We start from the raw sequence: 24,281 nt of genomic DNA, 5'->3' as shown, positions 1-24,281 counted from the left end.
CCTGTGCGGCCGAGGCACCCGGCCCGGCGGACCCGGCCTAGGCGGTGCGGCGCAGCAGCGCCAGGTACATCGCGTCCGTACCGTGCAGGTGCGGCCACAGCTGTACGTCGGGACCGTCGCCCAGTGCCGGGACTCCGGGCATCAGCGGCCGGGCGTCGATCCACTCGGCCTCGACCGGCGCGTGCCCGCCACGCCCCTTGAGCACGTCGTCGACGACGATCCGGGTCTCGGCGAGGTGCGGCGAGCAGGTCGCGTACCCCACCACGCCGCCCACACGTACCGCGCCCAGCGCCTCGCGCAGCAGCCCGCGCTGGAGCGGGGCGAACCCCTCCAGGTCCTCGGCGCGGCGACGCCAGCGCGCCTCGGGCCGGCGGCGCAGCGCGCCGAGCCCCGAGCAGGGGACGTCCACCAGCACGCGGTCGAAGGACCCCGCGAGCCACGGCGGGTTCAGCCCGTCGGCGGCGACGACCTGGTACGGCCCCGGGTTGCCCGCCAGCGCGCGCTCCACCAGGCGGGCGCGGTGCGGCTGCTTCTCGGCGGCGAGGAGGGCCGCGCCGCGCCCGGCGGCGAGTCCGGCCAGCATGGCGGCCTTGCCGCCGGGCCCGGCGCAGCCGTCGAGCCAGCGCTCGTCACGGCCCTCGACGGGCGCGTTGGCGAGGGCGACGGCGACCAGCTGGCTGCCCTCGTCCTGGACGCCGGCGCGCCCCTCGTGGACGGCCGCGATGGCCCCCGGCTCGCCGCCCTCGGCCAGCCGCACGGCGTACGGCGACCAGCGGCCCGGCAGGGCGGAGTCCTCGCCCAGCACGTCCAGCAGCTCGTCGGCGGTGGAGCGGCCGGGGCGGGCGACGAGGGTCACCTCGGGCCGCTCGTTGTCGGCGTCCAGCAGGTCCTCGATGCCGGCGCGGCCGCCGCCGAGGGCGTCCCAGAGCGCGCTGACGATCCAGCGCGGGTGCGAGTGGACGACGGCCAGGTGCTCCTCGGCGTCGTCGTCGTACGGCGGGGCGACCTGCTCCACCCAGGCGTCGAGATCCTGCTTGGAGATCTTGCGCAGCACCGCGTTGACGAACTTCGCGCGCCCCTCGCCGAGCACCACGCGCGCCAGCTCCACGCTGGCCGAGACGGCGGCGTGCGTCGGGATGCGGGTGCCGAGGAGCTGGTGGGCGCCGAGCGCCAGCACGTCGAGGACCGGCGGGTCGACCTCGCGCAGCGGCCGGTCGATGCACGCCGCGATCACCGCGTCGTACGTTCCCTGGCGGCGCAGCGTCCCGTACACCAGCTCGGTCGCGAGCGCGGCGTCGCGCTCGTCGAAGCCGCCCTTGGCACGGGCCTTCTTCAGCAGCGGAGGCAGGACGAGGTTCGCGTACGCGTCGCGCTCGTCGACGGCGCGCAGCGCCTCGAACGCGAGGAAGCGGACCGGGTCCTTCTGCGGACGCCGGTGGGGCTTGGCGGGACGCTTGGCGGCTCGCTCGGCGGGACTGCTGCTTGGCTGGTCACTCACGAAAAAGGTGCTCCGCTGAAGAGGGGGACGAACCCTCTCAGCCTACGTCCGCCGAGCCCACGTGCTCGCCCGGGGCGATCCGCACGCCGCGCGCCCAGTCGGCCGCGAGCATCGGCTTCTTGCCCTGCGGCTGCACCCAGAGCAGCTCGACCGGATGCGATCCGGTTCCGGCGTAGACGTTCTTCTTGCCCGCCGCCAGTTCGCCGGGGGCCAGCACGAGATCCGCCCGGTCCGGCAGCGGCTTCACGGCGACGAGCTTGAGCCGCTCGCCGCGGAACACCGTCCAGGCGCCGGGGGCCGGCGTGCAGCCGCGCACGACGCGGTCGACGCGCAGCGCGGGCGCGGTCCAGTCGATCTGCGCGTCCTCGACGGTGATCTTGGGCGCGAGCGTGATGCCCTCGGCGGGCTGGGGCACGGCGTGCAGCGTGCCGTCCTCGATGCCGTCCATGGTGGCGGCGAGCAGCCCGGAGCCCGCGAAGGCGAGCCGGGTGAGCAGGTCGCCGCTGGTGTCGGTGGGACGCACCTGCTCGGTGAGGACGCCGTACACGGGACCGGAGTCGAGCCCTTCCTCGATGAGGAACGTCGACGCGCCGGTGACCTCGTCGCCCGCCAGCAGGGCGTGCTGCACAGGGGCGGCGCCGCGCCAGGCCGGCAGCAGCGAGAAGTGCAGGTTCACCCATCCCTTGGCCGGGATGTCGAGGGCCGCCTTGGGCAGCAGCGCGCCGTACGCGACGACGGGGCAGCAGTCCGGGGCGATCTCGCGCAGCCGCGCGAGGAAGGTCTCGTCCCGCGGGCTCGCCGGCTTGAGCACCTCGATCCCGGCCTCCTGCGCGCGCGCCGCGACGGGGCTGGCGACGAGCTTGCGGCCGCGTCCGGCGGGGGCGTCCGGCCGGGTGACGACGGCGGCGACCTCGTGCCGGTCGGAGGCGATCAGGGCGTCCAGGGCGGGTACGGCGACCTCGGGGGTGCCTGCGAAGACGAGCTTCATCGGTGGCGCGGGCCTCTCGGGCAGGAAGGGCGGAACAGGTGCGGCTTTCCGGAGACGCACCAGTCTATGGGCCGCCAAGGACCCTGGCCCCTGGGGGCGTACGCACATCCGCGCGCCCCGCGCGCATGTGCGTACGCCCCCAGCAGCGTGACCCCGGCGCAGGGTGACGCGTTGGTCAAGTGAGATTGACCGAAACGGCCCGCGCGAGCGGCCCCGACCCCGTCACGCACCCCTTTTCCGTCCTTCTTCCTCCCTTTCTTTCACGCCGGTTCGAGAGGCTTGTTCATGGCCGACCACGCAACCCACGACGCCCAAGCACGGGCCAGCCTGCATCTGTTGGTGAGGGACATCGAGCGGGTCCGCCGGCAGGTGGACGCACTGCGCACCCTCACCGCCCAGCTCGGCAACGTCTACCGCCCGCGCCGCTCCGGCCCGTCCACGGGCTTCGTCGTCTACGGCCGGGCCCCGGCGCCCACCGTCCGCCTCGCGCAGGAACTGCGGGACAGCGTCGAGACGCTGGTCACCGCCGCGGTGGACTTCGACCGTTCGCTCGGCTTCTCCTGGGACGCGGTCGGCTCGGCGCTCGGAGTCACCAAGCAGGCCGTGCACCGGCGTTACGGGGCGCGGCGGGCCGCGGCGCAGACCACCGCGCCGGCCGAGGCCGAGCTCGCCACCGAGGCGGCGACCGCCACCAGGACCCTGCCTGCCCCGCCGCCCCTGCCGTCCGTCCCGGCGGCCCGTTCCATGCCGCCGCAGCCGACGGCCGCGAGCCAGTCGCTGCGCGACGAACTGCGCCCGACCGCCTTCCCGGGCCCCCGCAACGGCTGACCGTCCCCCGAGGCCGGCCCCGCGGGCGCGACAGCGCGCGCCGGGCGGCCTCGCTCCGCCGGCCGGGGCGGATCGCGGCCCCACCCCGCAGGAGCGACCGGCTCCGGCCGGAGCGAGCGGGCACCGCGCCCGGCGGACCCCCACCCGGCGGCGGGGGCCTCCGCTCAGCCGATGTCCGGCGGATCGATCCTGATCCGCACCGGATCGCCGCCTCCCCGGGCCAGCCGCGCCGCCTGCGCCGCCTTCAGCGCCGCCGCGAGCGCGGCCCCGCTCCCCGGCGGCACCCGCAGCAGCGCCCGCTCCCACACTTCGCCGACCGGCGGGTCGCCGGGCCTGCGGGGCCGGCCGGGCTCCACCACCGGCAGCGGTACGGGCCCCAGCACCTCGGCGTCCGCCGGCAGTTCGGCCGCCGCGAGGAACGCCTCGATCGCCTCCGGCCGGCCGCTCACCGCCGCCATCCGCGACACCGGCGGGAAGCCCAGCTCCGCGCGCTCCGCCAGCTCCCGCTGCGCGTGCCCCACCGGGTCCCACCGCACCAGCGCCTGCACGGGCCGCAGTGACGGCTCCGCGACGACGACCACCGTGCCGCCCTCGGCCTGCCCCCTGACCAGCGCCGCGGCACTGATCCAGCGCCGCAGCGCCTCCTCCCCCGCCCGCAGGTCCGGCCGCCCGAGCATGGCCCAGCCGTCGAGCAGCAGCGCCGCCGCGTAACCTCCCTCGGCCACCGGCTCGGCGCCCGGCGTACTGACGACCAGCGCCGGCGCACCGGGCACGCTCTCCAGCACATGGTCGCGCCCCGACGTGCGCACCGGGACCGCGGGAAACGCCCGCCCCAGCTCCTCCGCCGTGCGGCGCGCCCCGACGACCTGCGCCCGCAGCCGCGCGTTGCCGCACTCGCCGCACCGCCATCCGGCCGCGTCCCGGCCGCACCACCCACAGTGCAGCTCCTGCTGGTCGGCCGCCTCCAGCGGCCCCGCGCAGTGCCGGCACCTGGCCGGCGTACGGCACCGCTCGCAGGCGAGGCTCGGCACGTAGCCGCGCCGGGGCACCTGTACCAGGACCGGCCCGGACCTGAGCCCGTCGCGCACGGTCTGCCAGGCCAGGCTGGGCAGCCGCGCCGCCCGCGCGGCCCCGTCCCTGGCCACCTCCTCGTCGCCGACGGTGCGGATCAGCGGGGCGGCGGCCCGGACCTGGTCGCGGCCGGCCCGCAGCGGAGCGGCCCACTTGCTCTCCACCAGCTGGGCCGCCTCCACGGTGCAGCTCGTGGCCCCCAGCAGGAATCCGCATCGGCTGTGGTGCGCCCGCAGCTCCAGCACCTCCCGCACGTGCGGGAACGGCGCGTGGTCGTCGCTGTGGCTGGAGTCGCCGTCGTCCCACACCGCCACGAGGCCCAGGTCGGCCACGGGAGCGAACATCGCGGCCCGCGTCCCGATCACCGCCCGCACCGACCCCCGCCGCGCGGCCAGCCACTGCCGGTACCGCTTCTGGGGTCCGGCGTCGGCGGTCAGCAGGGTGTGGTGCCCCTTGCCCACCAGCGCGGTGAGCGCGGCGTCCACCCGGGCGGCGCTGCGCCCGTCCGGCAGCACGACGAGCGCGCCCTTCCCCGAGGCCAGCGTCGCGACCACGGCGCGGGCCAGCTCCTCGGGCCAGTGCGGCCCCGGCAGGGCGTTCCACACGGCCCGCGGCGCCCGGCCCGCCGCCAGCTCCCGCAGGAAGGCGGGCCCGTGGGCGTACCGCTCCCACGTGCCGGCCTCCGGCGCCGGGGGCGGCGGCAGCGGGTCGGGCGAGGGCTTGGCCTCGGCCGGCCCGTTTCTCGGCGGCACGGCGAGTTGCAGTACGTCGGCGAGGCTCCCCGCGTACCGGTCGGCGATCGCCCGCGACAGGGCCAGCAGGTCGGGGCTCAGCACGGGCTCCGGCGACGCCACATAGGCGAGCGCCGCCAGCGGCCCGGCGTAGTCGGACTCCGCCCGCCGCTCGACGAGGAACCCGTCGATCATCCCGCCGCCCTCACGGCGGCCGCCCTGCACGTTGTGCGCGCCGGCGCCGAAGCGCACCCGCACCCGCACCCCCGGCTGGGCGACGGCGTCCAGCTCCTCCGTCACGGCGTAGTCGAAGTACTTGTCGAGGTGCAGCACGCCCTTGTCGACCAGGACCCGCGCGACGGGCAGCTCCTTCGCCAGCGGCGCCCCGCGCCAGGTCCGCGGCTTGGCCTTGGGAACCTTCGCCTTCCGCACCGTCTCCCGAATGAGCGCAAGCTGCTCCGGCACCCCGCCCCCGGGCTCTTCGGGCCGCTCGTCGTTCCTGCTCACAGCCAAATTCCTACCAGACGCCACTGACAGCGCGACCAGCGCGAAGGCCCCGGACCAGTGCGGTCCGGGGCCTTCGCGGTCGAACAGTCGGGCAGGTCAGAGACCCGCCGCCGCGCGCAGCGCGTCCACGCGGTCCGTGCGCTCCCAGGTGAAGTCGGGAAGCTCACGGCCGAAGTGGCCGTACGCCGCCGTCTGGGCGTAGATCGGGCGCAGCAGGTCGAGGTCGCGGATGATCGCGGCCGGGCGGAGGTCGAAGACCTCGGCGATGGCGTTCTCGATCTTCTCGGTCGCGACCGTGGCGGTGCCGAAGGTCTCGACGAACAGGCCCACCGGCTCGGCCTTGCCGATCGCGTAGGCGACCTGGACCTCGCAGCGCGCGGCGAGGCCCGCGGCGACGACGTTCTTGGCGACCCAGCGCATGGCGTACGCGGCCGATCGGTCGACCTTGGACGGGTCCTTGCCGGAGAAGGCGCCGCCGCCGTGGCGGGCCATGCCGCCGTACGTGTCGATGATGATCTTTCGGCCGGTGAGGCCGGCGTCGCCCATCGGGCCGCCGATCTCGAAGCGTCCGGTCGGGTTGACCAGCAGGCGGTAGCCCTCGGTGTCCAGCTTGATGCCGTCCTCCAGCAGACCGCTCAGGACGTGCTCGACGACGAACTCGCGGATGTCGGGAGCGAGCAGCGAGTCGAGGTCGATGTCCGAGGCGTGCTGCGAGGAGACGACGACCGTGTCGAGGCGGACGGCCTTGTCGCCGTCGTACTCGATGGTGACCTGGGTCTTGCCGTCGGGGCGCAGGTACGGGATGGTCCCGTTCTTGCGCACCTCGGACAGGCGGCGCGAGAGCCGGTGCGCCAGGTGGATCGGCAGCGGCATGAGCTCGGGCGTCTCGTCGCAGGCGTATCCGAACATCAGGCCCTGGTCGCCCGCGCCCTGCTTGTCGAGCTCGTCCTCGTCGCCCTCCACGCGCTTCTCGTAGGCGGTGTCGACGCCCTGCGCGATGTCGGGAGACTGCGCGCCGATGGACACCGAGACGCCGCAGGAGGCGCCGTCGAAGCCCTTCTTCGAGGAGTCGTAGCCGATCTCGAGGATCTTGTTGCGTACGAGCGTGGGGATGTCGGCGTAGGCCTGCGTCGTCACCTCGCCGGCGACGTGCACCAGGCCGGTGGTGATCAAGGTCTCCACGGCGACCCGGGAAGCCGGGTCCTCCCGCAGGAGCGCGTCGAGGATCGTGTCGCTGATCTGGTCAGCGATCTTGTCGGGGTGGCCCTCGGTCACGGACTCCGAGGTGAACAGGCGGCGGGACACATCGCTCCCTGGGGTTGCAGCGGCTGCTGGCTGAGCATTGATGGAACGGACCGGGAGCTGCGCCCGGCGTCGGTCCGGCACCAGTTTATCGGTCGCTTCCGGTCGGCGGACCACGCGTCTCGCTTCTTGGGAGCCCTGTGACCAGCGGCACTGCATTGTGCAGCACGGCCGCGGCCCTCCGCCAGAGGGCGAAAGGCCCGATTCTTAAGGTGTGCGGGCGCCGGGCGCGCCGCGGTGCGTACGCCGGGGATCAGCCGAGCCGGCGGGTCACCAGGTCCCAGACCGTGTCGGCGAGGGCTTCCTTGGGCCCGTACGGCACCGGCGTCTCGCCGCCGTCGGCGTCGAGCACGACGGCCTCGTTCTCCTCCGAGCCGAACGTCTTGCGCTCCCCCACCTCGTTGACGACCAGCAGGTCGCAGCCCTTGCGGCGGAGCTTGTCCCGCCCGTTGGCGAGGACGTCGTCGGTCTCGGCGGCGAAGCCGACCACCACCTGCCCGGGGGGCCCGGGCCGCTCGGCGGAGATCTCGGCGAGGATGTCCGGGTTGCGCACCAGCTCGACGGCGGCCGGCTCCTGGCCGTCCCTCTTCTTGATCTTCCCCGTGGCGTACGCCGCCGGCCGGAAGTCGGCCACGGCCGCCGCCATCACCACCACGTCCGCGTCCGCCGCGGCCTTGAGGACCGCCTCACGCAGCTGCACCGCCGTGCCGACGCGGACGACGTCGGCGCCCGCCGGGTCGGGCAGACCGGTGTTGGCCTCGACGAGCGTGACCCGGGCGCCGCGCGCGACGGCGGTGCGGGCCAGGGCGTATCCCTGCTTGCCGGAGGAGCGGTTGCCCAGGTAGCGGACCGGGTCGAGCGGTTCGCGGGTACCGCCGGCGCTGATCACCACGTGCCGCCCGGCGAGGTCGGGCCCTGCCGCGCCCCGCGCGAGGACGCGCCGACACACCTCGAAGATCTCGTCCGGGTCGGGCAGCCGGCCCTTGCCGGTGTCGGCGCCGGTCAGCCGGCCGACGGCGGGTTCGACGACGACCGCGCCCCGGCGGCGCAGCGTGGCGACGTTCTCCTGAGTGGCGGGGTGCTCCCACATCTCGGTGTGCATGGCGGGGGCGAAGACCACCGGACACCGGGCGGTGAGCAGGGTGTTCGTCAGGAGGTCGTCGGCCAGGCCGTGGGCCGCCTTCGCCAGCATGTCGGCCGTGGCGGGGGCCACCACGACGAGGTCGGCGGCCTGCCCGATCCGTACGTGCGGCACCTCGTGCACCGACTCCCACACCTGCGGGGAGACGGGGTTGCCGGAGAGGGCCGACCAGGTGGCCGCGCCGACGAAGTGGAGCGACGCCTCGGTCGGCACGACCCGTACGTCGTGGCCGGATTCCGTCAGCCGGCGCAGCAGCTCGCAGGCTTTGTACGCGGCGATGCCGCCGCTGACTCCCAGCACGACCTTCGGCTTGTCCACTGCGTCTCCCCGCTTGCCCGGTTGTCCGACGGTTTACGTCCCTATGACACACCACAGGCCCGGCAGTCTCACTGCCGGGCCTGTGGTGGAAAAGATTCCTGCGCCTGCTGACTACTGCGCCGGGCCCTCGATGGCCTCGGAGGTCAGCAGACCCGCGTTGATCTCGCGCAGGGCGATCGAGAGCGGCTTCTCGTGGACGTGGGTGTCCACCAGAGGGCCGACGTACTCGAGCAGACCCTCACCGAGCTGCGAGTAGTACGCGTTGATCTGACGCGCACGCTTCGCCGCGTAGATCACGAGGCTGTACTTCGAGTCCGTGGCCTCGAGCAGCTCGTCGATCGGCGGGTTGATGATGCCCTCGGGCGTGGAAATGGAAGAGGACACGCTCTACCTTCCGATAAGTGAACAGAGATCAAGCAACTTCCATCAAGGCTAGCAGCTCGCGCGCCACGTCCTCGACGGAGGTGTTGACCAGGGTGGTGTCGAACTCCGCCTCCGCGGCGAGTTCGATCTTCGCCGCCTCCAGGCGGCGCTCGATGACATCGGGCGCCTCCGTGCCGCGGCCGGTCAGCCTGCGGACCAGCTCGTCCCAGCTGGGCGGGGCCAGGAAGACCAGTTGAGCCTCCGGCATCGACTCGCGGACCAGCCGCGCGCCCTGGAGATCGATCTCCAGGAGCACGGGCTCGCCCGCTTCGAGCCGGTCGGCCACGGCACGCCGGGGCGTGCCGTAGCGGTTGCCGGCGAACTCGGCCCACTCCAGCAGCTCACCGTTGGCGACGAGCTTGTCGAACTCGTCGTCGCTCACGAAGAAGTACTGGACGCCGTGGCGCTCGCCGGGTCGCGGCTTGCGCGTGGTGGCCGACACCGAGAGCCATACCTCGGGGTGGACCTTGCGCATATGGGCGACGACCGTGCTCTTGCCGACACCCGAGGGGCCGGAGAGCACGGTCAGCCGCGGACGTACGTCCGGGGGTACGGGGGTCGTCCCCCGGGATGTTGCAGCCATGGATGCGATTATCCAGGTTCTCGGGGGTGCCCGAGAACGTCAGGCGGCTCCGCCGCCGAACTCGCGCTCCAAAGAGGCGATCTGGTTGGAGCCGAGACCGCGCACACGACGGCTCTCGGAGATCCCGAGCCGCTCCATGATCTGCTTGGCACGGACCTTGCCCACGCCCGGCAGGGACTCGAGCAGGGCGGAGACCTTCATCTTGCCGACGACGTCATTCTCCTGTCCCTGCTTGATGACCTCGTGGAGCGAGGCGCCGGAGTGCTTGAGTCGATTCTTGACCTCGGCCCGCTCCCGGCGAGCCGCGGCGGCCTTTTCGAGCGCGGCTGCGCGCTGTTCAGGGGTAAGGGGCGGAAGAGCCACGCCTACGTCACCTCGGATGTCGAACTGTCGGATACGGACCGGTGAGGAACCTTGTCGCCCCACACCAGGCGAGACACGAACAGCGGTTGCGAACAACGAGCTGCGCGTTTCTCTCGACGGAGACTAGCGGTCTGGACCGCTCCAGTCAGCGAGAAGCGGCGAAAAGTCCTGGTCAGCCTCTGTCGACCCAGGCATATCAGACATAACACCCCGGTTTTCGGTCAGGATTCCGTCAACATGAATCGCCGGTCCACCGTCAGGCCGCCGAGACAGCCGCTCTGACCTCGTCGGCGAAGCGGGAAGCGGACTCTCGCAGTCCGGCTACGTCGGGTCCGAAGCGCAGCACACCGCGGCTCACGCTCGGCACGACGTTGCCCACCGCGGCTCCGAAGACGCCCGGCAGATCGGCCGGCGTCGCGCCCTGCGCGCCGATGCCCGGAGCGAGCAGCGGACCGTTGATGGCGAGGTCGACGCCCGCGTCGCCGAGCGTCGCGCCGACCACCGCGCCGACCGATCCGAGCGGCTCGGCGCCCTCGTTCTCGGCCGCCATGTGGTCGAGCATGAGCTGCGCCAGCGAGCGGCCGTCGGCTGCGGTGGCCCGCTGCACCTCGGCGCCCTCCGGGTTGGACGTGAGCCCGAGGACGAACACGCCGCAGCCGTTGATCACCGCCGCGTCCAGCGCCGGGCGCAGCGATCCGAAGCCGAGGTACGGCGACACGGTGACGGCGTCCGAGAAGAGCGGCGAGCCCCGGTGCAGGAAGGTGTCCGCGTACGCGCCCATGGTGGAGCCGATGTCGCCGCGCTTGGCGTCCATGAGCACCAGGGCGCCGGCCGCCCTCGCCTCCTCGACCGCCTTCTCCAGTACGGCGATGCCGCGCGAGCCGAAGCGCTCGAAGAACGCCGACTGCGGCTTGAGCACGGCGACCCGGTCGGCGAGCGCCTCGACCACGGTGCGGGTGAAGGTCTCCAGGCCCGCGACGTCGTCGTCGAGGCCCCAGGCGTCGAGCAGCGAGGCGTGCGGGTCGATGCCGACGCACAGCGGGCCGCGGGTGTCCATGGCGCGGCGCAGGCGGGCGCCGAAGGGCTCGGGGGTCGATGCGGTCGCTGCGCTCACTTGGCGCTCTCCCGGGTCTCGGCGCCGACCGCGTCGGCGAGGGTGGCGTACGGGCTGGCGGCGAGGCGCTCCGCCAGGCCCCGGTGAATGGCGCGGGCCCAGCAGGGCCCCTCGTAGATGAAGGCGCTGTAGCCCTGCACGAGCGTGGCGCCCGCCAGGATGCGCTGCCAGGCGTCGTCGGCGTTCTCGACGCCCCCGACGCCGACCAGGGTGAGCCGGTCCCCCACGCGGGCGTACAGGCGGCGCAGGACCTCCAGGGAGCGTGCCTTGACGGGCGCTCCGGACAGTCCGCCGGTCTCCTTGACGAGGGCGGGGTCGGACTTCAGGCCGAGGCCCTCGCGCGCGATGGTGGTGTTGGTGGCGATGATGCCGTCGAGGCCCAGTTCCAGCGCCAGGTCGGCGACGGCGTCGACGTCCTCGTCGGCCAGGTCGGGCGCGATCTTGACCAGGAGCGGCACCCGGCGGCCGGTGACCGTGCGGTCGGCCGCCTCGCGGACGGCGGTCAGCAGCGGGCGCAGCGACTCGGTGGCCTGGAGGTTGCGCAGTCCCGGGGTGTTCGGGGACGAGACGTTGACCACCAGGTAGTCGGCGTGGGCGGCGAGGCGCTCGGTGGAGGCGACGTAGTCGGCGACGGCCTCCTCCTCCGGAACGACCTTGGTCTTGCCGATGTTGACGCCGACGACCGTCCTGAACACCGGGTTGCGGGCCGCCAGGCGGGCGGCGACGGCCTCGGAGCCCTCGTTGTTGAACCCCATGCGATTGATGAGCGCGCGGTCCTTCACGAGGCGGAAGAGGCGCTTCTTGGGGTTGCCCGGCTGCGGCTGGGCGGTGACCGTGCCGATCTCGATGTGGTCGAAGCCCAGCATCGACATCCCGTCGATGGCGACCGCGTTCTTGTCGAAGCCGGCGGCGAGGCCGAACGGACCGTGCATGCGCAGGCCGAGCGCCTCAGTGCGCAGCGAGGTGTACCGCGGCGCGAGGACGGCGGCGACGAAGGTGCGCAGGACCGGGACCCGGGCGGCGAGGCGGATCCAGCGGAAGGCCGTGTAGTGGGCCCGCTCGGGGTCCATGCGCTTGAAGACGAGGTCGAAGAAGAGTTTGTACATCGGTGCTTTCCTCAGGAGGCCGGGGAGGGCGGCTGGTGTTCGGGCTCATGAAGAGGGGGACACCGCGACCGGTGTCCCCCTCCTGGGCCGCTAGACCTCGCGGGCCGCGGTCAGGTGTTCCGCGTGTTCCTGGAGGGAACGCACGCCCACGTCGCCGTGGGCGAGCGCGTCGATGCCCTGGACGGCGGCGGCGAGGGCCTGGACCGTCGTGAGGCAGGGGACGCCGCGCGACACGGCCGCCGTGCGGATCTCGTAGCCGTCGAGGCGGCCACCGGTGCCGTACGGCGTGTTGACGATGAGGTCGATCTGGCCGTCGTGGATGAGGCCGACGACCGTCTTCTCGCCGTTCGGGCCCTCGCCCTCGCTCTGCTTGCGCACGACGGTGGCGTTGATGCCGTTGCGCCGGAGCACCTCGGCCGTGCCGGAGGTCGCGAGCAGCTCGAAGCCGTGGGCGACGAGCTCGCGCGCCGGGAAGATCATCGAGCGCTTGTCCCGGTTGGCGACCGAGATGAACGCGCGGCCCTTCGTCGGCAGCGGCCCGTACGCGCCGGCCTGCGACTTGGCGTACGCCGTGCCGAACACGGAGTCGATGCCCATGACCTCACCGGTCGAGCGCATCTCCGGGCCGAGGACGGTGTCCACGCCGCGGCCCTGGATGTCGCGGAAGCGGCTCCACGGCATCACGGCCTCCTTGACGGAGATCGGCGCGTCCAGCGGCAGGGTGCCGCCGTCGCCGGTCTTCGGCAGCATGCCCTCCGCGCGCAGCTCGGCGACGGTCGCGCCCAGCGAGATGCGGGCGGCGGCCTTCGCGAGCGGCACCGCGGTCGCCTTCGAGGTGAAGGGAACGGTGCGCGAGGCACGCGGGTTGGCTTCCAGGACGTACAGGATGTCGCCCGCCATGGCGAACTGGATGTTGATCAGTCCGCGTACGCCGACGCCCTTGGCGATGGCCTCGGTCGAGACCCGCAGCCGCTTGATGTCGAAGCCGCCGAGGGTGATCGGGGGCAGCGCGCAGGCGGAGTCGCCGGAGTGGATGCCGGCCTCCTCGATGTGCTCCATGACGCCGCCGAGGTAGAGCTCGGTGCCGTCGTAGAGGGCGTCGACGTCGATCTCGATCGCGTCGTCGAGGAAGCGGTCGACCAGGACCGGCCGGGTGGGGCTGATCTCGGTGGACTCGGCGATGTACGAGGACAGGCGCGTCTCGTCGTACACGATCTCCATGCCGCGCCCGCCGAGGACGTAGGACGGCCGTACGAGGACCGGGTAGCCGATCTCGTCGGCGATGGCCTTGGCCTCGTCGAAGGTCGTCGCGGTGCCGTGCTTGGGCGCGGGCAGGCCGGCCTCGGCGAGCACGCGGCCGAACGCGCCGCGGTCCTCGGCGGCGTGGATGGCCTCCGGCGGGGTGCCGACGACCGGTACGCCGTTGTCCTTCAGCGCCTGGGCGAGGCCCAGCGGGGTCTGGCCGCCGAGCTGCACGACGACGCCCGCGATCGGGCCCGCGAGGGACTCGGCGTGCACGATCTCCAGCACGTCCTCGAGCGTCAGCGGCTCGAAGTACAGGCGGTCGGAGGTGTCGTAGTCGGTGGAGACGGTCTCCGGGTTGCAGTTGACCATCACGGTCTCGTAGCCGGCGTCGCTGAGGGCGAAGGAGGCGTGGACGCAGGAGTAGTCGAACTCGATGCCCTGGCCGATGCGGTTCGGCCCGGAGCCGAGGATGATCACGGCGGGCTTCTCGCGCGGCGCGACCTCGGTCTCCTCGTCGTACGAGGAGTAGAAGTACGGCGTCTTCGCGGCGAACTCGGCGGCGCAGGTGTCGACCGTCTTGTAGACCGGGCGCACGCCGAGCGCGTGCCGGACCTCGCGCACGACGTCCTCGCGCAGGCCGCGGATCTCGGCGATCTGGGCGTCGGAGAACCCGTGGCGCTTCGCTTCCGCGAGCAGCTCGGGGTCGAGCTTCTCGGCGGCGGCGAGGTCGTCCGCGTGCTCCTTGATCAGGAACATCTGGTCGACGAACCACGGGTCGATCTTCGTCGCGTCGAAGATCTCCTCGGGGGTGGCGCCGGCCCGGACGGCCTGCATGACGGTGTTGATGCGGCCGTCGGTGGGGACCTTGGCGATCTCCAGGAGTTCGGCCTTGTCGCCCGGGTCGCCGGTGAAGGCGAACTGGCTGCCCTTCTTCTCCAGCGAGCGCAGGGCCTTCTGGAGCGCCTCGGTGAAGTTGCGGCCGATCGCCATGGCCTCGCCCACCGACTTCATGGTGGTGGTGAGGGTCGCGTCGGCGAGCGGGAACTTCTCGAAGGCGAAGCGGGGCACCTTGACGACGACGTAGTCGAGCGTGGGCTCGAAGGACGCCGGCGTCTTCTCGGTGATGTCGTTCGGGATCTCGTCGAGCGTGTAGCCGACGGCGAGACGGGCGGCGATCTTCGCGATCGGGAAGCCGGTCGCCTTGGAGGCGAGCGCCGAGGAGCGGGAGACGCGGGGGTTCATCTCGATGACGATGATCCGGCCGTCGTCGGGGTTGACGGCGAACTGGATGTTGCAGCCGCCGGTGTCGACGCCGACCTCGCGGATGATCGCGATGCCGACGTCGCGCAGCCGCTGGTACTCGCGGTCGGTGAGCGTCATCGCGGGGGCCACGGTGATCGAGTCGCCGGTGTGCACGCCCATCGGGTCGAAGTTCTCGATGGAGCAGACGACCACGACGTTGTCGTTCTTGTCGCGCATCAGCTCCAGCTCGTACTCCTTCCAGCCGAGGATGGACTCCTCCAGGAGCACCTCGGTGGTCGGCGAGAGCGTGAGGCCCTGCCCGGCGATGCGGCGCAGTTCGTCCTCGTTGTGCGCGAAGCCGGAGCCGGCGCCGCCCATGGTGAAGGAGGGGCGTACGACGACGGGGTAGCCGCCGAGCGTCTCGACGCCTGCGATGACGTCGTCCATGGTGTGGCAGATGACCGAGCGGGCGGACTCGCCGTAACCGATCTTCGCCTTGACGGCCTCGACGACACCCTTGAAGAGGTCGCGGTCCTCGCCCTTGTGGATGGCCTCGACGTTGGCGCCGATGAGCTCGACGCCGTACTTCTCCAGCACACCCTGCTCGTGCATGGAGATCGCGGTGTTGAGCGCGGTCTGGCCGCCGAGGGTCGGCAGCAGCGCGTCGGGGCGCTCCTTGGCGATGATCTTCTCGACGAACTCCGGGGTGATCGGCTCGACGTACGTGGCGTCGGCGATCTCCGGGTCGGTCATGATCGTCGCCGGGTTGGAGTTGACCAGGATGACGCGCAGGCCCTCGGACTTGAGGACGCGGCAGGCCTGCGTACCGGAGTAGTCGAACTCCGCGGCCTGGCCGATGACGATCGGACCGGAGCCGATGACCAGGACGGACTGGATATCGGTGCGCTTAGGCACGCTGGCCCTCCATGAGCGTTACGAAGCGGTCGAACAGGTACGCGGCGTCGTGCGGGCCCGCTGCCGCCTCGGGGTGGTACTGGACGCTGAACGCCGGCTGGTCGAGGAGCTGGAGGCCCTCGACCACGTCGTCGTTCAGGCAGACGTGCGACACCTCGGCGCGCCCGTACGGGGTCTCGGAGACCCGGTCGAGCGGGGCGTCGACGGCGAAGCCGTGGTTGTGCGCGGTGACCTCGACCTTGCCGGTCGTGCGGTCCTGCACCGGCTGGTTGATGCCGCGGTGGCCGTACTTCAGCTTGTACGTGCCGAAGCCGAGCGCGCGGCCCAGGATCTGGTTGCCGAAGCAGATGCCGAAGAGCGGCGTCCTGCGGTCGAGCACGGCCCTGACGACGGTGAGGTCGACCGTGGACGGGTCGCCGGGGCCGTTGGAGAGGAACACCCCGTCGGGCGCGACGGCGTACACCTCCTCGGCCGTGGCGGTGGCCGGCAGGACGTGCACCTCGATGCCGCGCTCGGCCATGCGGTGCGGCGTCATGCCCTTGATGCCGAGGTCGATCGCGGCGACGGTGAACTTCTTCTCGCCGATCGCGGGGACGACGTACGGCTCCTTGGTGGCGACCTCGGCGGCGAGCGAGGCGCCCGCCATCTGCGGCGCCTCCTTCACGCGTGCGAGCAGCGTCTCCTCGTCGGCCAGCGCCTCGCCGGAGAAGATGCCGACGCGCATCGCGCCGCGCTCGCGCAGGTGGCGGGTGAGGGCGCGGGTGTCGATGCCGCTGATGCCCACGATGCCCTGGTCGACGAGCTGCTCGTCGAGGGAGCGGCTGGAGCGCCAGTTGGACGGGACGCGTGCGGGGTCGCGTACAACGTAACCGGCGACCCAGATCTTCTTCGACTCGTCGTCCTCGTCGTTCACACCGGTGTTGCCGACGTGCGGGGCCGTCATCACGACGACCTGGCGGTGGTACGAGGGGTCGGTCAGGGTCTCCTGGTAACCGGTCATTCCGGTGTTGAACACCGCCTCGCCGAAGGTCTCCCCCACGGCCCCGTAGGCACGGCCGCGGAAGCTGCGGCCGTCCTCCAGGACGAGTACGGCGGGAGCGTGTGCTCCCCGGGTGGAGATCGTCATCGTGCGATGCCTTCCGTAGAGGTTCGTGTCATGGAGTTGATGGCCTCGACCCAGGCCGTGTGCTCGGCCGCGCGGTCGGAGCGGAAGCCCGAGTCGATCAGCTTGTCGCCGTGCTCCCAGGTGACGACCAGCAGGCCGCCCTCGGCGAGGACCTTGCCGGCGATGCCCTTGTCGAGCCTGGCCTCGCGCAGCTGCCCGGCGGGGACGAAGAAGTCGTCGGCCCCGGGGCGTACGACGTCGAGTCCCGCGTCGGTGAGCGTCAGCTCGACACGGCTGCGCGTCCCCAGGCCGTGGGCCACGATCCGGTCGAGCCACTGCCCGGCGGTCGTCGAGCCGTGGTAGCGGCCGCTCATGCTCAGCTTCGCCTCACCGGGCGTCCCGGGCGCGGCAGCGAGCTCCGGCAGGTCCGACTGGAGCACGGCGCGCCACTTCCAGCCCTGGCGCATCAGCCAGTACAGGAGCGCGACGAACAGCAGCAGTCCCACGACCCAGCCGATGCGGGCGGCCCAGTCGGTCACTTCGGCCGACTTCCGCTCCGCGGCGGCGGCGCCGGCGGCCAGATGGATGAAAGGTGTCACGCCAGATTCCCGTCGACGACCGTTGCGCGGCCCCGCAGCCAGGTGTGGGTGACGCGTCCCGGCAGCTCACGGCCCTCGTAGGGGGTGTTGCGGCTGCGGGAGGCGAAGCCCGAGGGGTCCACGGCTCCACGGTAAGCCGGATCGACCAGCGTGAGGTTGGCGGGCTCGCCTGCCGAGACGGGACGGCCGTGTCCCTCAAGCCGTCCGATGGCGGCCGGGCGGAACGACATGCGGTCCGCGACGCCCGCCCAGTCGAGCAGACCGCTGTCGACCATCGTCTGCTGGACGACGGACAGGGCGGTCTCCAGGCCGACCATGCCCATGGCCGCCGCGGCCCACTCGCAGTCCTTGTCCTCGTGCGGGTGCGGGGCGTGGTCGGTGGCGACGCAGTCGATGGTGCCGTCGGCGAGGGCCTCGCGCAGGGCCATGACGTCGGCCTCGGTGCGCAGCGGCGGGTTCACCTTGTAGACCGGGTCGTACGTCCGGACCAGCTCGTCCGTGAGCAGGAGGTGGTGCGGGGTGACCTCGGCGGTGACGTTCCAGCCCTTGGACTTGGCCCAGCGGACGATCTCCACCGAACCGGCCGTGGAGAGGTGGCAGATGTGCACGCGGGAGCCGACGTGGGCGGCGAGGAGAACGTCACGGGCGATGATCGACTCCTCGGCGACGGCCGGCCAGCCGCCGAGACCCAGCTCGGAGGAGACGACGCCCTCGTTCATCTGGGCGCCCTCGGTGAGGCGCGGCTCCTGGGCGTGCTGGGCGACGACGCCGTCGAACGCCTTCACGTACTCCAGGGCGCGGCGCATGATCACGGCGTCGTCGACGCACTTGCCGTCGTCGGAGAAGACCTTCACCCCGGCGGCCGAGTCGTGCATGGCGCCGAGTTCGGCGAGCTTCTTGCCCTCCAGGCCGACGGTGACGGCGCCGACGGGCTGCACGTCGCAGTAGCCGGACTCCCGGCCGAGGCGCCAGACCTGCTCGACGACGCCGGCGGTGTCGGCGACCGGGAAGGTGTTCGCCATCGCGTGGACGGCGGTGAAGCCTCCGACGGCGGCGGCCTTCGTGCCGGTCAGGACGGTCTCGGAGTCCTCGCGGCCGGGCTCGCGCAGGTGGGTGTGCAGGTCGACGAGGCCGGGCAGCAGGATCTTGCCCTCGGCCTCGACGACGGTCGCGCCCTCGGCGCTCAGGCCGGTGCCGACCGCTTCGACGGTCTCGCCGTCGATCAGGACGTCCTGCGGCTCGCCGCCCAGCACCTTCGCACCGCGGATCAGAATCTTCGTCGTCTCGCTCATGCTTACTTGTTCTCCTCGGTGCGTGCGGGGGCGGGGCTGGTGGCGGGCGCGGCCTTCGAATCGAACACAGCGCCGCCCAGAAGCAGGTACAGGACGGCCATCCGGGTCGAGACGCCGTTGGCGACCTGCTCGACGGCGGTGCAGCGGTCGGAGTCGGCGACCTGCGCGGTGATCTCCATGCCCCGGTTCATCGGGCCGGGGTGCATCACGATGGCGTGCTCGGGCATCCGTGCCATCCGGTCCCCGTCCAGGCCGTAGCGCCGCGAGTACTCGCGCTCGGTGGGGAAGAAGGCGGCGTTCATCCGCTCTCGCTGCACACGCAGCATCATCACCGCGTCGGACTTCGGCAGCACCTCGTCGAGGTCGTACGAGACCCGGCACGGCCAGTGCTCGACGCCGATCGGGACCAGCGTCGGCGGGGCGACGAGGGTGACCTCGGCGCCCAGGGTGTGCAGCAGGTGGACGTTGGAGCGCGCCACGCGGCTGTGCAGTACGTCGCCCACGATCGTGATCCGGCGGCCGTCGAGGTCGCGTCCGATGCCGGCGTCGGGGCCGACGAGCCTGCGGCGCATCGTGAAGGCGTCGAGCAGGGCCTGCGTGGGGTGCTCGTGCGTGCCGTCGCCCGCGTTGACGACCGCCCCGTCGATCCAGCCGGAGGTGGCGAGGCGGTAGGGCGCGCCGGAGGCGTGGTGCCGGATGACGACGGCGTCGGCCCCCATCGCCTCCAGGGTGAGCGCGGTGTCCTTGAGCGACTCGCCCTTGGAGACCGACGAGCCCTTCGCGGAGAAGTTGATGACGTCGGCGGAGAGGCGCTTGGCGGCGGCCTCGAAGGAGATGCGGGTGCGGGTCGAGTCCTCGAAGAAGAGGTTGACGACCGTGCGGCCGCGCAGGGTCGGCAGCTTCTTGATCGGCCGGTCCGCGACGCGGGCCATCTCCTCGGCGGTGTCGAGGATCAGCACGGCGTCGTCGCGGGTGAGGTCGGCGGCCGAGATGAGGTGACGCTTCATCTGGTGCTCCGTGGTTCGGTGAGGGGCGCGTGTGTGGAGGCGGGCAGGAGGGCAGACCGGTGCGCGGGCCCGGGTTGTCCGGGTCCGTACGGGGGCTGCGCTACTGCTCGCCGGCCGGAGCGGTCTGCTGGAGGCCGAGCAGCACGGCGTCGCGGCCGTCCTCCTCGGAGAGCTGGACCTTGACCGTCTCCCGCAGCGACGTGGGGAGGTTCTTGCCGACGTAGTCGGCGCGGATCGGCAGTTCCCGGTGGCCGCGGTCGACGAGGACCGCCAGCTGAACGGCGCGCGGGCGGCCGATGTCGCCGAGCGCGTCGAGCGCGGCCCGGATCGTGCGGCCGGAGAACAGCACGTCGTCGACGAGGACGACGAGCCGGTCCTCGATGCCGTCACCGGGGATCTCGGTACGGGCGAGGGCCCGCGCCGGGCGCAGGCGCAGGTCGTCGCGGTACATGGTGATGTCGAGAGAGCCGACCGGCATCGTGCGGCCGGTGATCTGTTCGAGCCTGGCGGCCAGCCGGCGGGCCAGGAAGACGCCGCGGGTGGGGATGCCGAGGAGCACCACGTCGTCAGCGCCCTTGGCGCGCTCGACGATCTCGTGGGCGATGCGGGTCAGTACCCGCTCGATGTCGGGACCCTCGAGTACGGGCCGCGGAGCATCGGATTCAACCGTGTCCATTGGAAACGGACCTCCTTCTCCGCCTCACGGGACGGACCTTAAAGGACGTCGGAATTGCGTCACCACGGTACCAGCACTATTCGGCAACCCTTGCGAGACCCCACGAGTAGGCGGTCTGGCCCCATTCGGCTTGACGCACCCAAGTAACGCTGCGTAACCTCACAGTGAGTTACCAGTCTGCGTCCGGGGAGCCATATGTCCAGCGAATACGCAAAACAGCTCGGGGCCAAGCTCCGCGCCATCCGCACCCAGCAGGGCCTTTCCCTCCACGGTGTCGAGGAGAAGTCCCAGGGCCGCTGGAAGGCCGTCGTGGTCGGCTCGTACGAGCGCGGCGACCGCGCCGTGACCGTGCAGCGCCTCGCCGAGCTCGCGGACTTCTACGGCGTACCGGTGCAGGAGCTCCTGCCGGGCACGACGCCCGGCGGCGCCGCCGAGCCGCCGCCGAAGCTCCGCCTGGACCTGGAGCGACTTGCCCACGTGCCGGCCGAGAAGGCGGGCCCGCTCCAGCGCTACGCCGCGACCATCCAGTCGCAGCGCGGCGACTACAACGGCAAGGTGCTGTCGATCCGCCAGGACGACCTGCGCACCCTCGCCGTCATTTACGACCAGTCCCCCTCGGTCCTCACCGAGCAGCTGATCAGCTGGGGTGTGCTGGACGCGGACGCGCGCCGCGCGGTCGCCCACGACGACCTGTAGGTCGTAGCACCACCAGCAGAAACGTAACGCCGGATCCGGCGGTAGCTTTTCGGGCTTCCGCCGGACCCGGCGTTTTCGTGTGTCTTGTGGCCACAACGCCTGTTCTCGCCGGAGACCGTAAGCGAAAAGGGCCCCCGGTACACCGTGAGGCGTACCGCGGGCCCTTTGCGCCGTGCTGGGAGCCGGGCGGCGGTTATTCGCGCCGCAGATTCGGCTTGAGGTCCTTGAAACGGCCGAGGAGACCGTTCACGAAGGACGGTGAGTCGTCGGTGGAGAACTCCTTGGCGAGCTGCACCGCCTCGTCGATCACCACCGCGTCGGGCGTCTCGTCCATCCACACCAGCTCGTACGTGCCGAGCCGCAGGATGTTGCGGTCGACGACCGGCATCCTGTCGATCTCCCAGTCGACCGCGTACGTCGCCATGAGCTCCTCGATGCGGTCCGCGTACTGCGCGTACCCCTCGACGAGCTGCATCGTGAACTCGCTGACTGGCGGCTGACGGGTGTCGGTCCTGGCGTGCCGCATCCAGTCCGCGAGGACCGTCTGCACGGACTCGCCGCGCTGGTCGGCCTCGAACAGGATCTGGAAGGCGCGCTTGCGCGCCGTGTTCCGGGCAGCCACGGTTAGCTGTTCACCCGGCCGAGGTAATCGCTCGTGCGGGTGTCGACCTTGATCTTCTCACCGGTGGTGATGAAGAGCGGCACCTGGATCTCGTGGCCGGTCTCCAGCTTCGCCGGCTTGGTGCCGCCGGTGGAGCGGTCGCCCTGGACGCCCGGGTCGGTGTGCTCGATGGTGAGCTCGACCGCGGCGGGGAGCTCGACGTAGAGCACCGCGCCCTCGTGCTGGGCGACGGAGGCGGTGAAGCCCTCGATCAGGAAGTTGGCGGCGTCGCCGACGGCCTTGCGGTCGACCATGAGCTGGTCGTAGGTGTCCATGTCCATGAAGACGAAGTACTCGCCGTCCATGTACGAGAACTGCATGTCGCGTCGGTCAATGGTGGCCGTCTCGACCTTCACGCCGGCGTTGAAGGTCTTGTCGACGACCTTGCCGGAGAGCACGTTCTTGAGCTTGGTGCGCACGAAGGCAGGGCCCTTGCCGGGCTTGACGTGCTGGAACTCGACGACGGACCAGAGCTGGCCCCCGTCGAGCTTGAGCACCATGCCGTTCTTGAGGTCGTTCGTGGAAGCCACGGTTGCGGAATCTCCTGGACTGAAGGCTGGTGGGGCTGCTGTGACCGGGAGGTCGCAGTGTGGCGCTGTACTACAGCGCGAGCAGCTCCTTGGTCGTGATGGTGAGTAGCTCGGGTCCGCCGTCCGCATCGGGGCGCACGACGAGCGTGTCATCGATCCGGACACCGCCCCGGCCCGGGAGGTGGACCCCCGGTTCGACGGTGACCGGCACACAAGCGTCCAGTTTACCCATGGCCGCAGGTGCCAACTGCGGGTCCTCCTCGATTTCGAGCCCGACACCGTGCCCGGTCCGCGGCGGGAGGACCTCGTTGTGGCCCGCGGCGGCGAGTACGTGGCGGGCCGCGCGGTCGACTTCCCGGTACTCCGCGCCCGGCACGAGCGCCTCCCGGCCCGCCCGCTGAGCGGCGAATACGATGTCGTACAGCTCGATCTGCCAGTCGGCGGGCGTCGTGCCGATGACGAACGTGCGGCCGATCTCGCAGCGGTAGCCCCGGTAGTTCGCGCCGAGGCAGACGGAGAGGAAATCACCCTCCTCGACCCGGCGGTCCGACGGCCGGTGCCGCCCGAGGCCCGCGTTCAGGCCGGTGGCGACCGAGGTGGGGAAGGCGGTCCCGTCGGCGCCGTGATCGACGAGGCGGCGCTCCAGCTCCAGCGCCAGGTGCCGTTCGGTGCGGCCGACCAGGATCGATTCGAGCAGTTCTCCGAGGGCCTGGTCGGTGATCTCCGCCGCGATCCGCAGGCAGGCGATCTCTTCCTCGTCCTTGACGATCCGCAGCTGCTCGACGGCGCCGGACAGGTCGCCCAGGCGCAGCCGGGGCGCGACGGCCCCCAGGGCCCGGTGCCTTGCGACGGTCAGGTGGTTCTCCTCGACGGCGAGCGACTCGGCGCCGGCCGCCGAGGCCGTGCGCGCCGCCGCGACGACGGTGTCGCCGCCGGGCGCGGGCAGCACCGTGACCCGCAGCTGTTCGTCGGGGCGGCCCTGCCCCGGGTCGGCCACCGGCGCACCGGGGCAGATCAGCGCGTCCTCGGCCGGCCCGAGCAGCAGTACGGAGCCGGGTGGCGCTCCGCCCGCGAGGTAGCGGACGTTGGCGGGACGGGAGACCAGTGCGGCGGCGCTGCCGGCAGCGGCGCACCGGTCGCGCAGCCGTCCACGGCGGACCGCATACAGCTCTGACATGCTTCGAGCGTACGAGCGCGGCCGCCGTCCGGCCGGTTCAGCGCGTCCGACCGGGCGGCGCGGCGCCGCCCCTCGGACGCACGGTCCCGTCCACGCCGCCGCGCGGTGGGCGCCGGGCTCTACCAGGCGGGCGGGCTGGCTATGGAGCGGGCCAGCACCTCGTCCAGGACGCGGGCCGTGGTCGGCACGTCGTACTGCGAGTTGTCGATGATGGGCAGCCCCGACCCGTACCACCCGGCCATCCGGCCGTGGATACGGGCGACTTCCTCGTCCGACAGGCGCCGGTTGCCGCTGCGCTGCGCGTTGCGCTCCAGGACGATCTCCAGGCCGGGGAGGATCACCACGGGCAGCAGGCCGGGCCCCACGTGGCGCTTCCAGCCGCCGAGCCCGACGACGGGGCGGTCCGGGAAGACGGCGTCGTCGACGATGCACGAGATGCCGTTGGCCAGGAAGTTGCGGGCGGCGAAGCCGCAGGTGCGGCGGGCCAGGCGGTACTGGGCCTCGGACTGGTCGTTCCAGCCGGACTGCGGGTCGGCGAACCCCGAGCACACCCATTCGCGTACGTCGTCCAGGCTGATGTGCGCGGTCGGCACGCGGCGGTGCCGCGCCCAGTGCTTGGCGACGGTCGTCTTGCCCGCGCCCGCCGGGCCGATGAGCAGCACAGCGAGCGTCGTGCCGCCGGTGTCGGTGGGCGCGGCGGCCGGCGGCGGGGCCGGTACGGGCACGGGGCCGCCGGGCGGCAGCTGGATGTGCCCGGTGGACTCCCGGGCGGGCGGCATCGAGGCGTGGGGGCCGTGCTGCGCGGGCCCGTTCCAGCCGGGAGCGGGGGCCTGTGGGGCCTGGGGCGGGTGCGGGGGCCCGTGGGGCGCGGGGGGTCCGGCGGGACCGGCAGGCGGCCCGGCATGGGGTCCTGCGGGGTGCGGGGCGCCGTGTGCCCACCCTGCGGCGGGCCTCTGGGGCGGTGGCAGCGGAGCCCCCACTGCGTGCTGCATCCGGTGCGACTCCGTCTCGTACAGGCGACTCTTGGCGGGCCAGGACGGCCCGGGCCTACCGAAAGGTACCTGCCCCCGCCGTTCTACTGTGAACGGCGGGGGCGGGTCCAGAGTGCCCCGTCAGCCGTCGAGTTCCTCGGCGAGGGCGCGCAGGGCGAGCCGGTAGGAGCC

General features: G+C 72.2%; 22 protein-coding genes. 2 read left to right on the top strand and 20 right to left on the bottom strand.

Going from position 1 to position 24,281, the window contains the following annotated elements; genetic code table 11:
* Positions 1-37: 37 nt before the first annotated feature.
* Together ACWGH0_RS31145 and fmt are read right to left on the bottom strand one after the other, a co-directional pair.
* A complete protein-coding gene (locus ACWGH0_RS31145) occupies positions 38-1,498 on the bottom strand; it encodes an RsmB/NOP family class I SAM-dependent RNA methyltransferase (protein WP_453407618.1) in 1,461 nt (486 codons plus the stop codon).
* 37 nt (positions 1,499-1,535) lie between these two features.
* A complete protein-coding gene (gene fmt, locus ACWGH0_RS31140; protein WP_453407617.1) occupies positions 1,536-2,486 on the bottom strand; it encodes a methionyl-tRNA formyltransferase in 951 nt (316 codons plus the stop codon).
* 285 nt (positions 2,487-2,771) lie between these two features.
* On the opposite strand from fmt, the gene ACWGH0_RS31135 reads away from it, so the two are divergent.
* Positions 2,772-3,314 (top strand): hypothetical protein, encoded by a 543-nt coding sequence (locus ACWGH0_RS31135; protein WP_453407616.1) that lies wholly within the window; start codon positions 2,772-2,774, stop codon positions 3,312-3,314.
* A gap of 164 nt (positions 3,315-3,478) precedes the next feature.
* Here the strand turns inward: ACWGH0_RS31135 and ACWGH0_RS31130 are convergent, their stop codons facing one another.
* From ACWGH0_RS31130 to pyrR, 14 genes are all read right to left on the bottom strand, one after another.
* Entirely contained in the window at positions 3,479-5,623 is a 2,145-nt protein-coding gene (locus ACWGH0_RS31130; RefSeq protein ID WP_453407615.1) for a primosomal protein N', read from the bottom strand.
* Between the two features lie 96 nt (positions 5,624-5,719).
* Positions 5,720-6,928, bottom strand: a complete 1,209-nt coding sequence (gene metK / locus ACWGH0_RS31125) for a methionine adenosyltransferase (RefSeq protein ID WP_453407614.1) — start codon at positions 6,926-6,928, stop codon at positions 5,720-5,722.
* A gap of 250 nt (positions 6,929-7,178) precedes the next feature.
* Positions 7,179-8,384 (bottom strand): bifunctional phosphopantothenoylcysteine decarboxylase/phosphopantothenate--cysteine ligase CoaBC, encoded by a 1,206-nt coding sequence (gene coaBC, locus ACWGH0_RS31120; RefSeq protein ID WP_453407613.1) that lies wholly within the window; start codon positions 8,382-8,384, stop codon positions 7,179-7,181.
* A 111-nt stretch (positions 8,385-8,495) separates the two neighbouring features.
* On the bottom strand, positions 8,496-8,768 hold the full coding sequence (gene rpoZ, locus ACWGH0_RS31115; protein ID WP_028814064.1) for a DNA-directed RNA polymerase subunit omega: 273 nt from the start codon (positions 8,766-8,768) through the stop codon (positions 8,496-8,498).
* Between the two features lie 28 nt (positions 8,769-8,796).
* On the bottom strand, positions 8,797-9,390 hold the full coding sequence (gene gmk, locus ACWGH0_RS31110; RefSeq protein ID WP_453407612.1) for a guanylate kinase: 594 nt from the start codon (positions 9,388-9,390) through the stop codon (positions 8,797-8,799).
* Between the two features lie 39 nt (positions 9,391-9,429).
* Positions 9,430-9,753 (bottom strand): integration host factor, encoded by a 324-nt coding sequence (locus tag ACWGH0_RS31105; RefSeq protein ID WP_028814066.1) that lies wholly within the window; start codon positions 9,751-9,753, stop codon positions 9,430-9,432.
* A 256-nt stretch (positions 9,754-10,009) separates the two neighbouring features.
* Positions 10,010-10,867 carry an orotidine-5'-phosphate decarboxylase gene (pyrF, locus tag ACWGH0_RS31100; protein WP_453407611.1) on the bottom strand — a complete coding sequence of 286 codons (858 nt, stop codon included), beginning with the start codon at positions 10,865-10,867 and terminating at the stop codon, positions 10,010-10,012.
* Entirely contained in the window at positions 10,864-11,973 is a 1,110-nt protein-coding gene (locus ACWGH0_RS31095) for a quinone-dependent dihydroorotate dehydrogenase (protein ID WP_453407610.1), read from the bottom strand. Before ACWGH0_RS31095 ends, pyrF begins: the two co-directional genes overlap by 4 nt.
* Before the next feature lie 90 nt (positions 11,974-12,063).
* A complete protein-coding gene (gene carB / locus ACWGH0_RS31090) occupies positions 12,064-15,375 on the bottom strand; it encodes a carbamoyl-phosphate synthase large subunit (protein WP_453407609.1) in 3,312 nt (1,103 codons plus the stop codon).
* The gene (carA, locus tag ACWGH0_RS31085; protein ID WP_453407608.1) at positions 15,368-16,501 is read right to left on the bottom strand and encodes a glutamine-hydrolyzing carbamoyl-phosphate synthase small subunit; all 1,134 of its coding nucleotides are present in this window, start codon (positions 16,499-16,501) and stop codon (positions 15,368-15,370) included. Before carA ends, carB begins: the two co-directional genes overlap by 8 nt.
* Complete coding sequence (locus ACWGH0_RS31080) at positions 16,498-17,079, bottom strand: PH-like domain-containing protein (protein ID WP_453407607.1); 582 nt, start codon at positions 17,077-17,079, stop codon at positions 16,498-16,500. The genes carA and ACWGH0_RS31080 overlap by 4 nt, the downstream gene beginning before the upstream one ends.
* Complete coding sequence (locus tag ACWGH0_RS31075; RefSeq protein ID WP_453407606.1) at positions 17,076-18,371, bottom strand: dihydroorotase; 1,296 nt, start codon at positions 18,369-18,371, stop codon at positions 17,076-17,078. The genes ACWGH0_RS31080 and ACWGH0_RS31075 overlap by 4 nt, the downstream gene beginning before the upstream one ends.
* 2 nt (positions 18,372-18,373) lie before the next feature.
* Entirely contained in the window at positions 18,374-19,378 is a 1,005-nt protein-coding gene (locus ACWGH0_RS31070; RefSeq protein ID WP_453407605.1) for an aspartate carbamoyltransferase catalytic subunit, read from the bottom strand.
* A gap of 100 nt (positions 19,379-19,478) precedes the next feature.
* A complete protein-coding gene (pyrR, locus tag ACWGH0_RS31065) occupies positions 19,479-20,054 on the bottom strand; it encodes a bifunctional pyr operon transcriptional regulator/uracil phosphoribosyltransferase PyrR (protein WP_453407604.1) in 576 nt (191 codons plus the stop codon).
* A 195-nt stretch (positions 20,055-20,249) separates the two neighbouring features.
* Here pyrR and bldD point away from each other — a divergent pair, with 195 nt between their 5' ends.
* Complete coding sequence (gene bldD, locus ACWGH0_RS31060) at positions 20,250-20,750, top strand: transcriptional regulator BldD (RefSeq protein ID WP_453407603.1); 501 nt, start codon at positions 20,250-20,252, stop codon at positions 20,748-20,750.
* Positions 20,751-20,943: 193 nt separating this feature from the next.
* Here the strand turns inward: bldD and nusB are convergent, their stop codons facing one another.
* From nusB to ACWGH0_RS31040, 4 genes are all read right to left on the bottom strand, one after another.
* Positions 20,944-21,372, bottom strand: coding sequence for a transcription antitermination factor NusB (gene nusB / locus ACWGH0_RS31055; RefSeq protein WP_453407602.1), 429 nt, complete (start codon positions 21,370-21,372; stop codon positions 20,944-20,946).
* Between the two features lie 2 nt (positions 21,373-21,374).
* Positions 21,375-21,941, bottom strand: coding sequence for an elongation factor P (gene efp, locus ACWGH0_RS31050; RefSeq protein WP_453407601.1), 567 nt, complete (start codon positions 21,939-21,941; stop codon positions 21,375-21,377).
* Positions 21,942-22,011: 70 nt separating this feature from the next.
* Positions 22,012-23,118, bottom strand: coding sequence for an aminopeptidase P family protein (locus ACWGH0_RS31045; protein WP_453407600.1), 1,107 nt, complete (start codon positions 23,116-23,118; stop codon positions 22,012-22,014).
* Positions 23,119-23,237: 119 nt separating this feature from the next.
* Positions 23,238-24,110 carry a Pro-rich N-terminal domain-containing protein gene (locus ACWGH0_RS31040; RefSeq protein WP_453407599.1) on the bottom strand — a complete coding sequence of 291 codons (873 nt, stop codon included), beginning with the start codon at positions 24,108-24,110 and terminating at the stop codon, positions 23,238-23,240.
* Positions 24,111-24,281: the final 171 nt, after the last annotated feature.

The sequence above is a fragment of the Streptomyces sp. NPDC054887 genome (genome assembly GCF_053610585.1).
This window is presented reverse-complemented; position numbering and strand designations above follow the sequence as displayed.

Bases quoted from the DNA above. Each gene is read 5' to 3' on its own strand.
- fmt (WP_453407617.1), bottom strand. From the start codon at position 2,486: ATGAAGCTCGTCTTCGCAGGCACCCCCGAGGTCGCCGTACCCGCCCTG.
- ACWGH0_RS31135 (WP_453407616.1), top strand. From the start codon at position 2,772: ATGGCCGACCACGCAACCCACGACGCCCAAGCACGGGCCAGCCTGCAT.
- gmk (WP_453407612.1), bottom strand. From the start codon at position 9,390: ATGGCTGCAACATCCCGGGGGACGACCCCCGTACCCCCGGACGTACGT.
- ACWGH0_RS31095 (WP_453407610.1), bottom strand. From the start codon at position 11,973: ATGTACAAACTCTTCTTCGACCTCGTCTTCAAGCGCATGGACCCCGAG.
- carA (WP_453407608.1), bottom strand. From the start codon at position 16,501: ATGACGATCTCCACCCGGGGAGCACACGCTCCCGCCGTACTCGTCCTG.
- ACWGH0_RS31075 (WP_453407606.1), bottom strand. From the start codon at position 18,371: ATGAGCGAGACGACGAAGATTCTGATCCGCGGTGCGAAGGTGCTGGGC.
- ACWGH0_RS31070 (WP_453407605.1), bottom strand. From the start codon at position 19,378: ATGAAGCGTCACCTCATCTCGGCCGCCGACCTCACCCGCGACGACGCC.
- pyrR (WP_453407604.1), bottom strand. From the start codon at position 20,054: ATGGACACGGTTGAATCCGATGCTCCGCGGCCCGTACTCGAGGGTCCC.
- bldD (WP_453407603.1), top strand. From the start codon at position 20,250: ATGTCCAGCGAATACGCAAAACAGCTCGGGGCCAAGCTCCGCGCCATC.
- ACWGH0_RS31045 (WP_453407600.1), bottom strand. From the start codon at position 23,118: ATGTCAGAGCTGTATGCGGTCCGCCGTGGACGGCTGCGCGACCGGTGC.
- ACWGH0_RS31040 (WP_453407599.1), bottom strand. From the start codon at position 24,110: ATGCAGCACGCAGTGGGGGCTCCGCTGCCACCGCCCCAGAGGCCCGCC.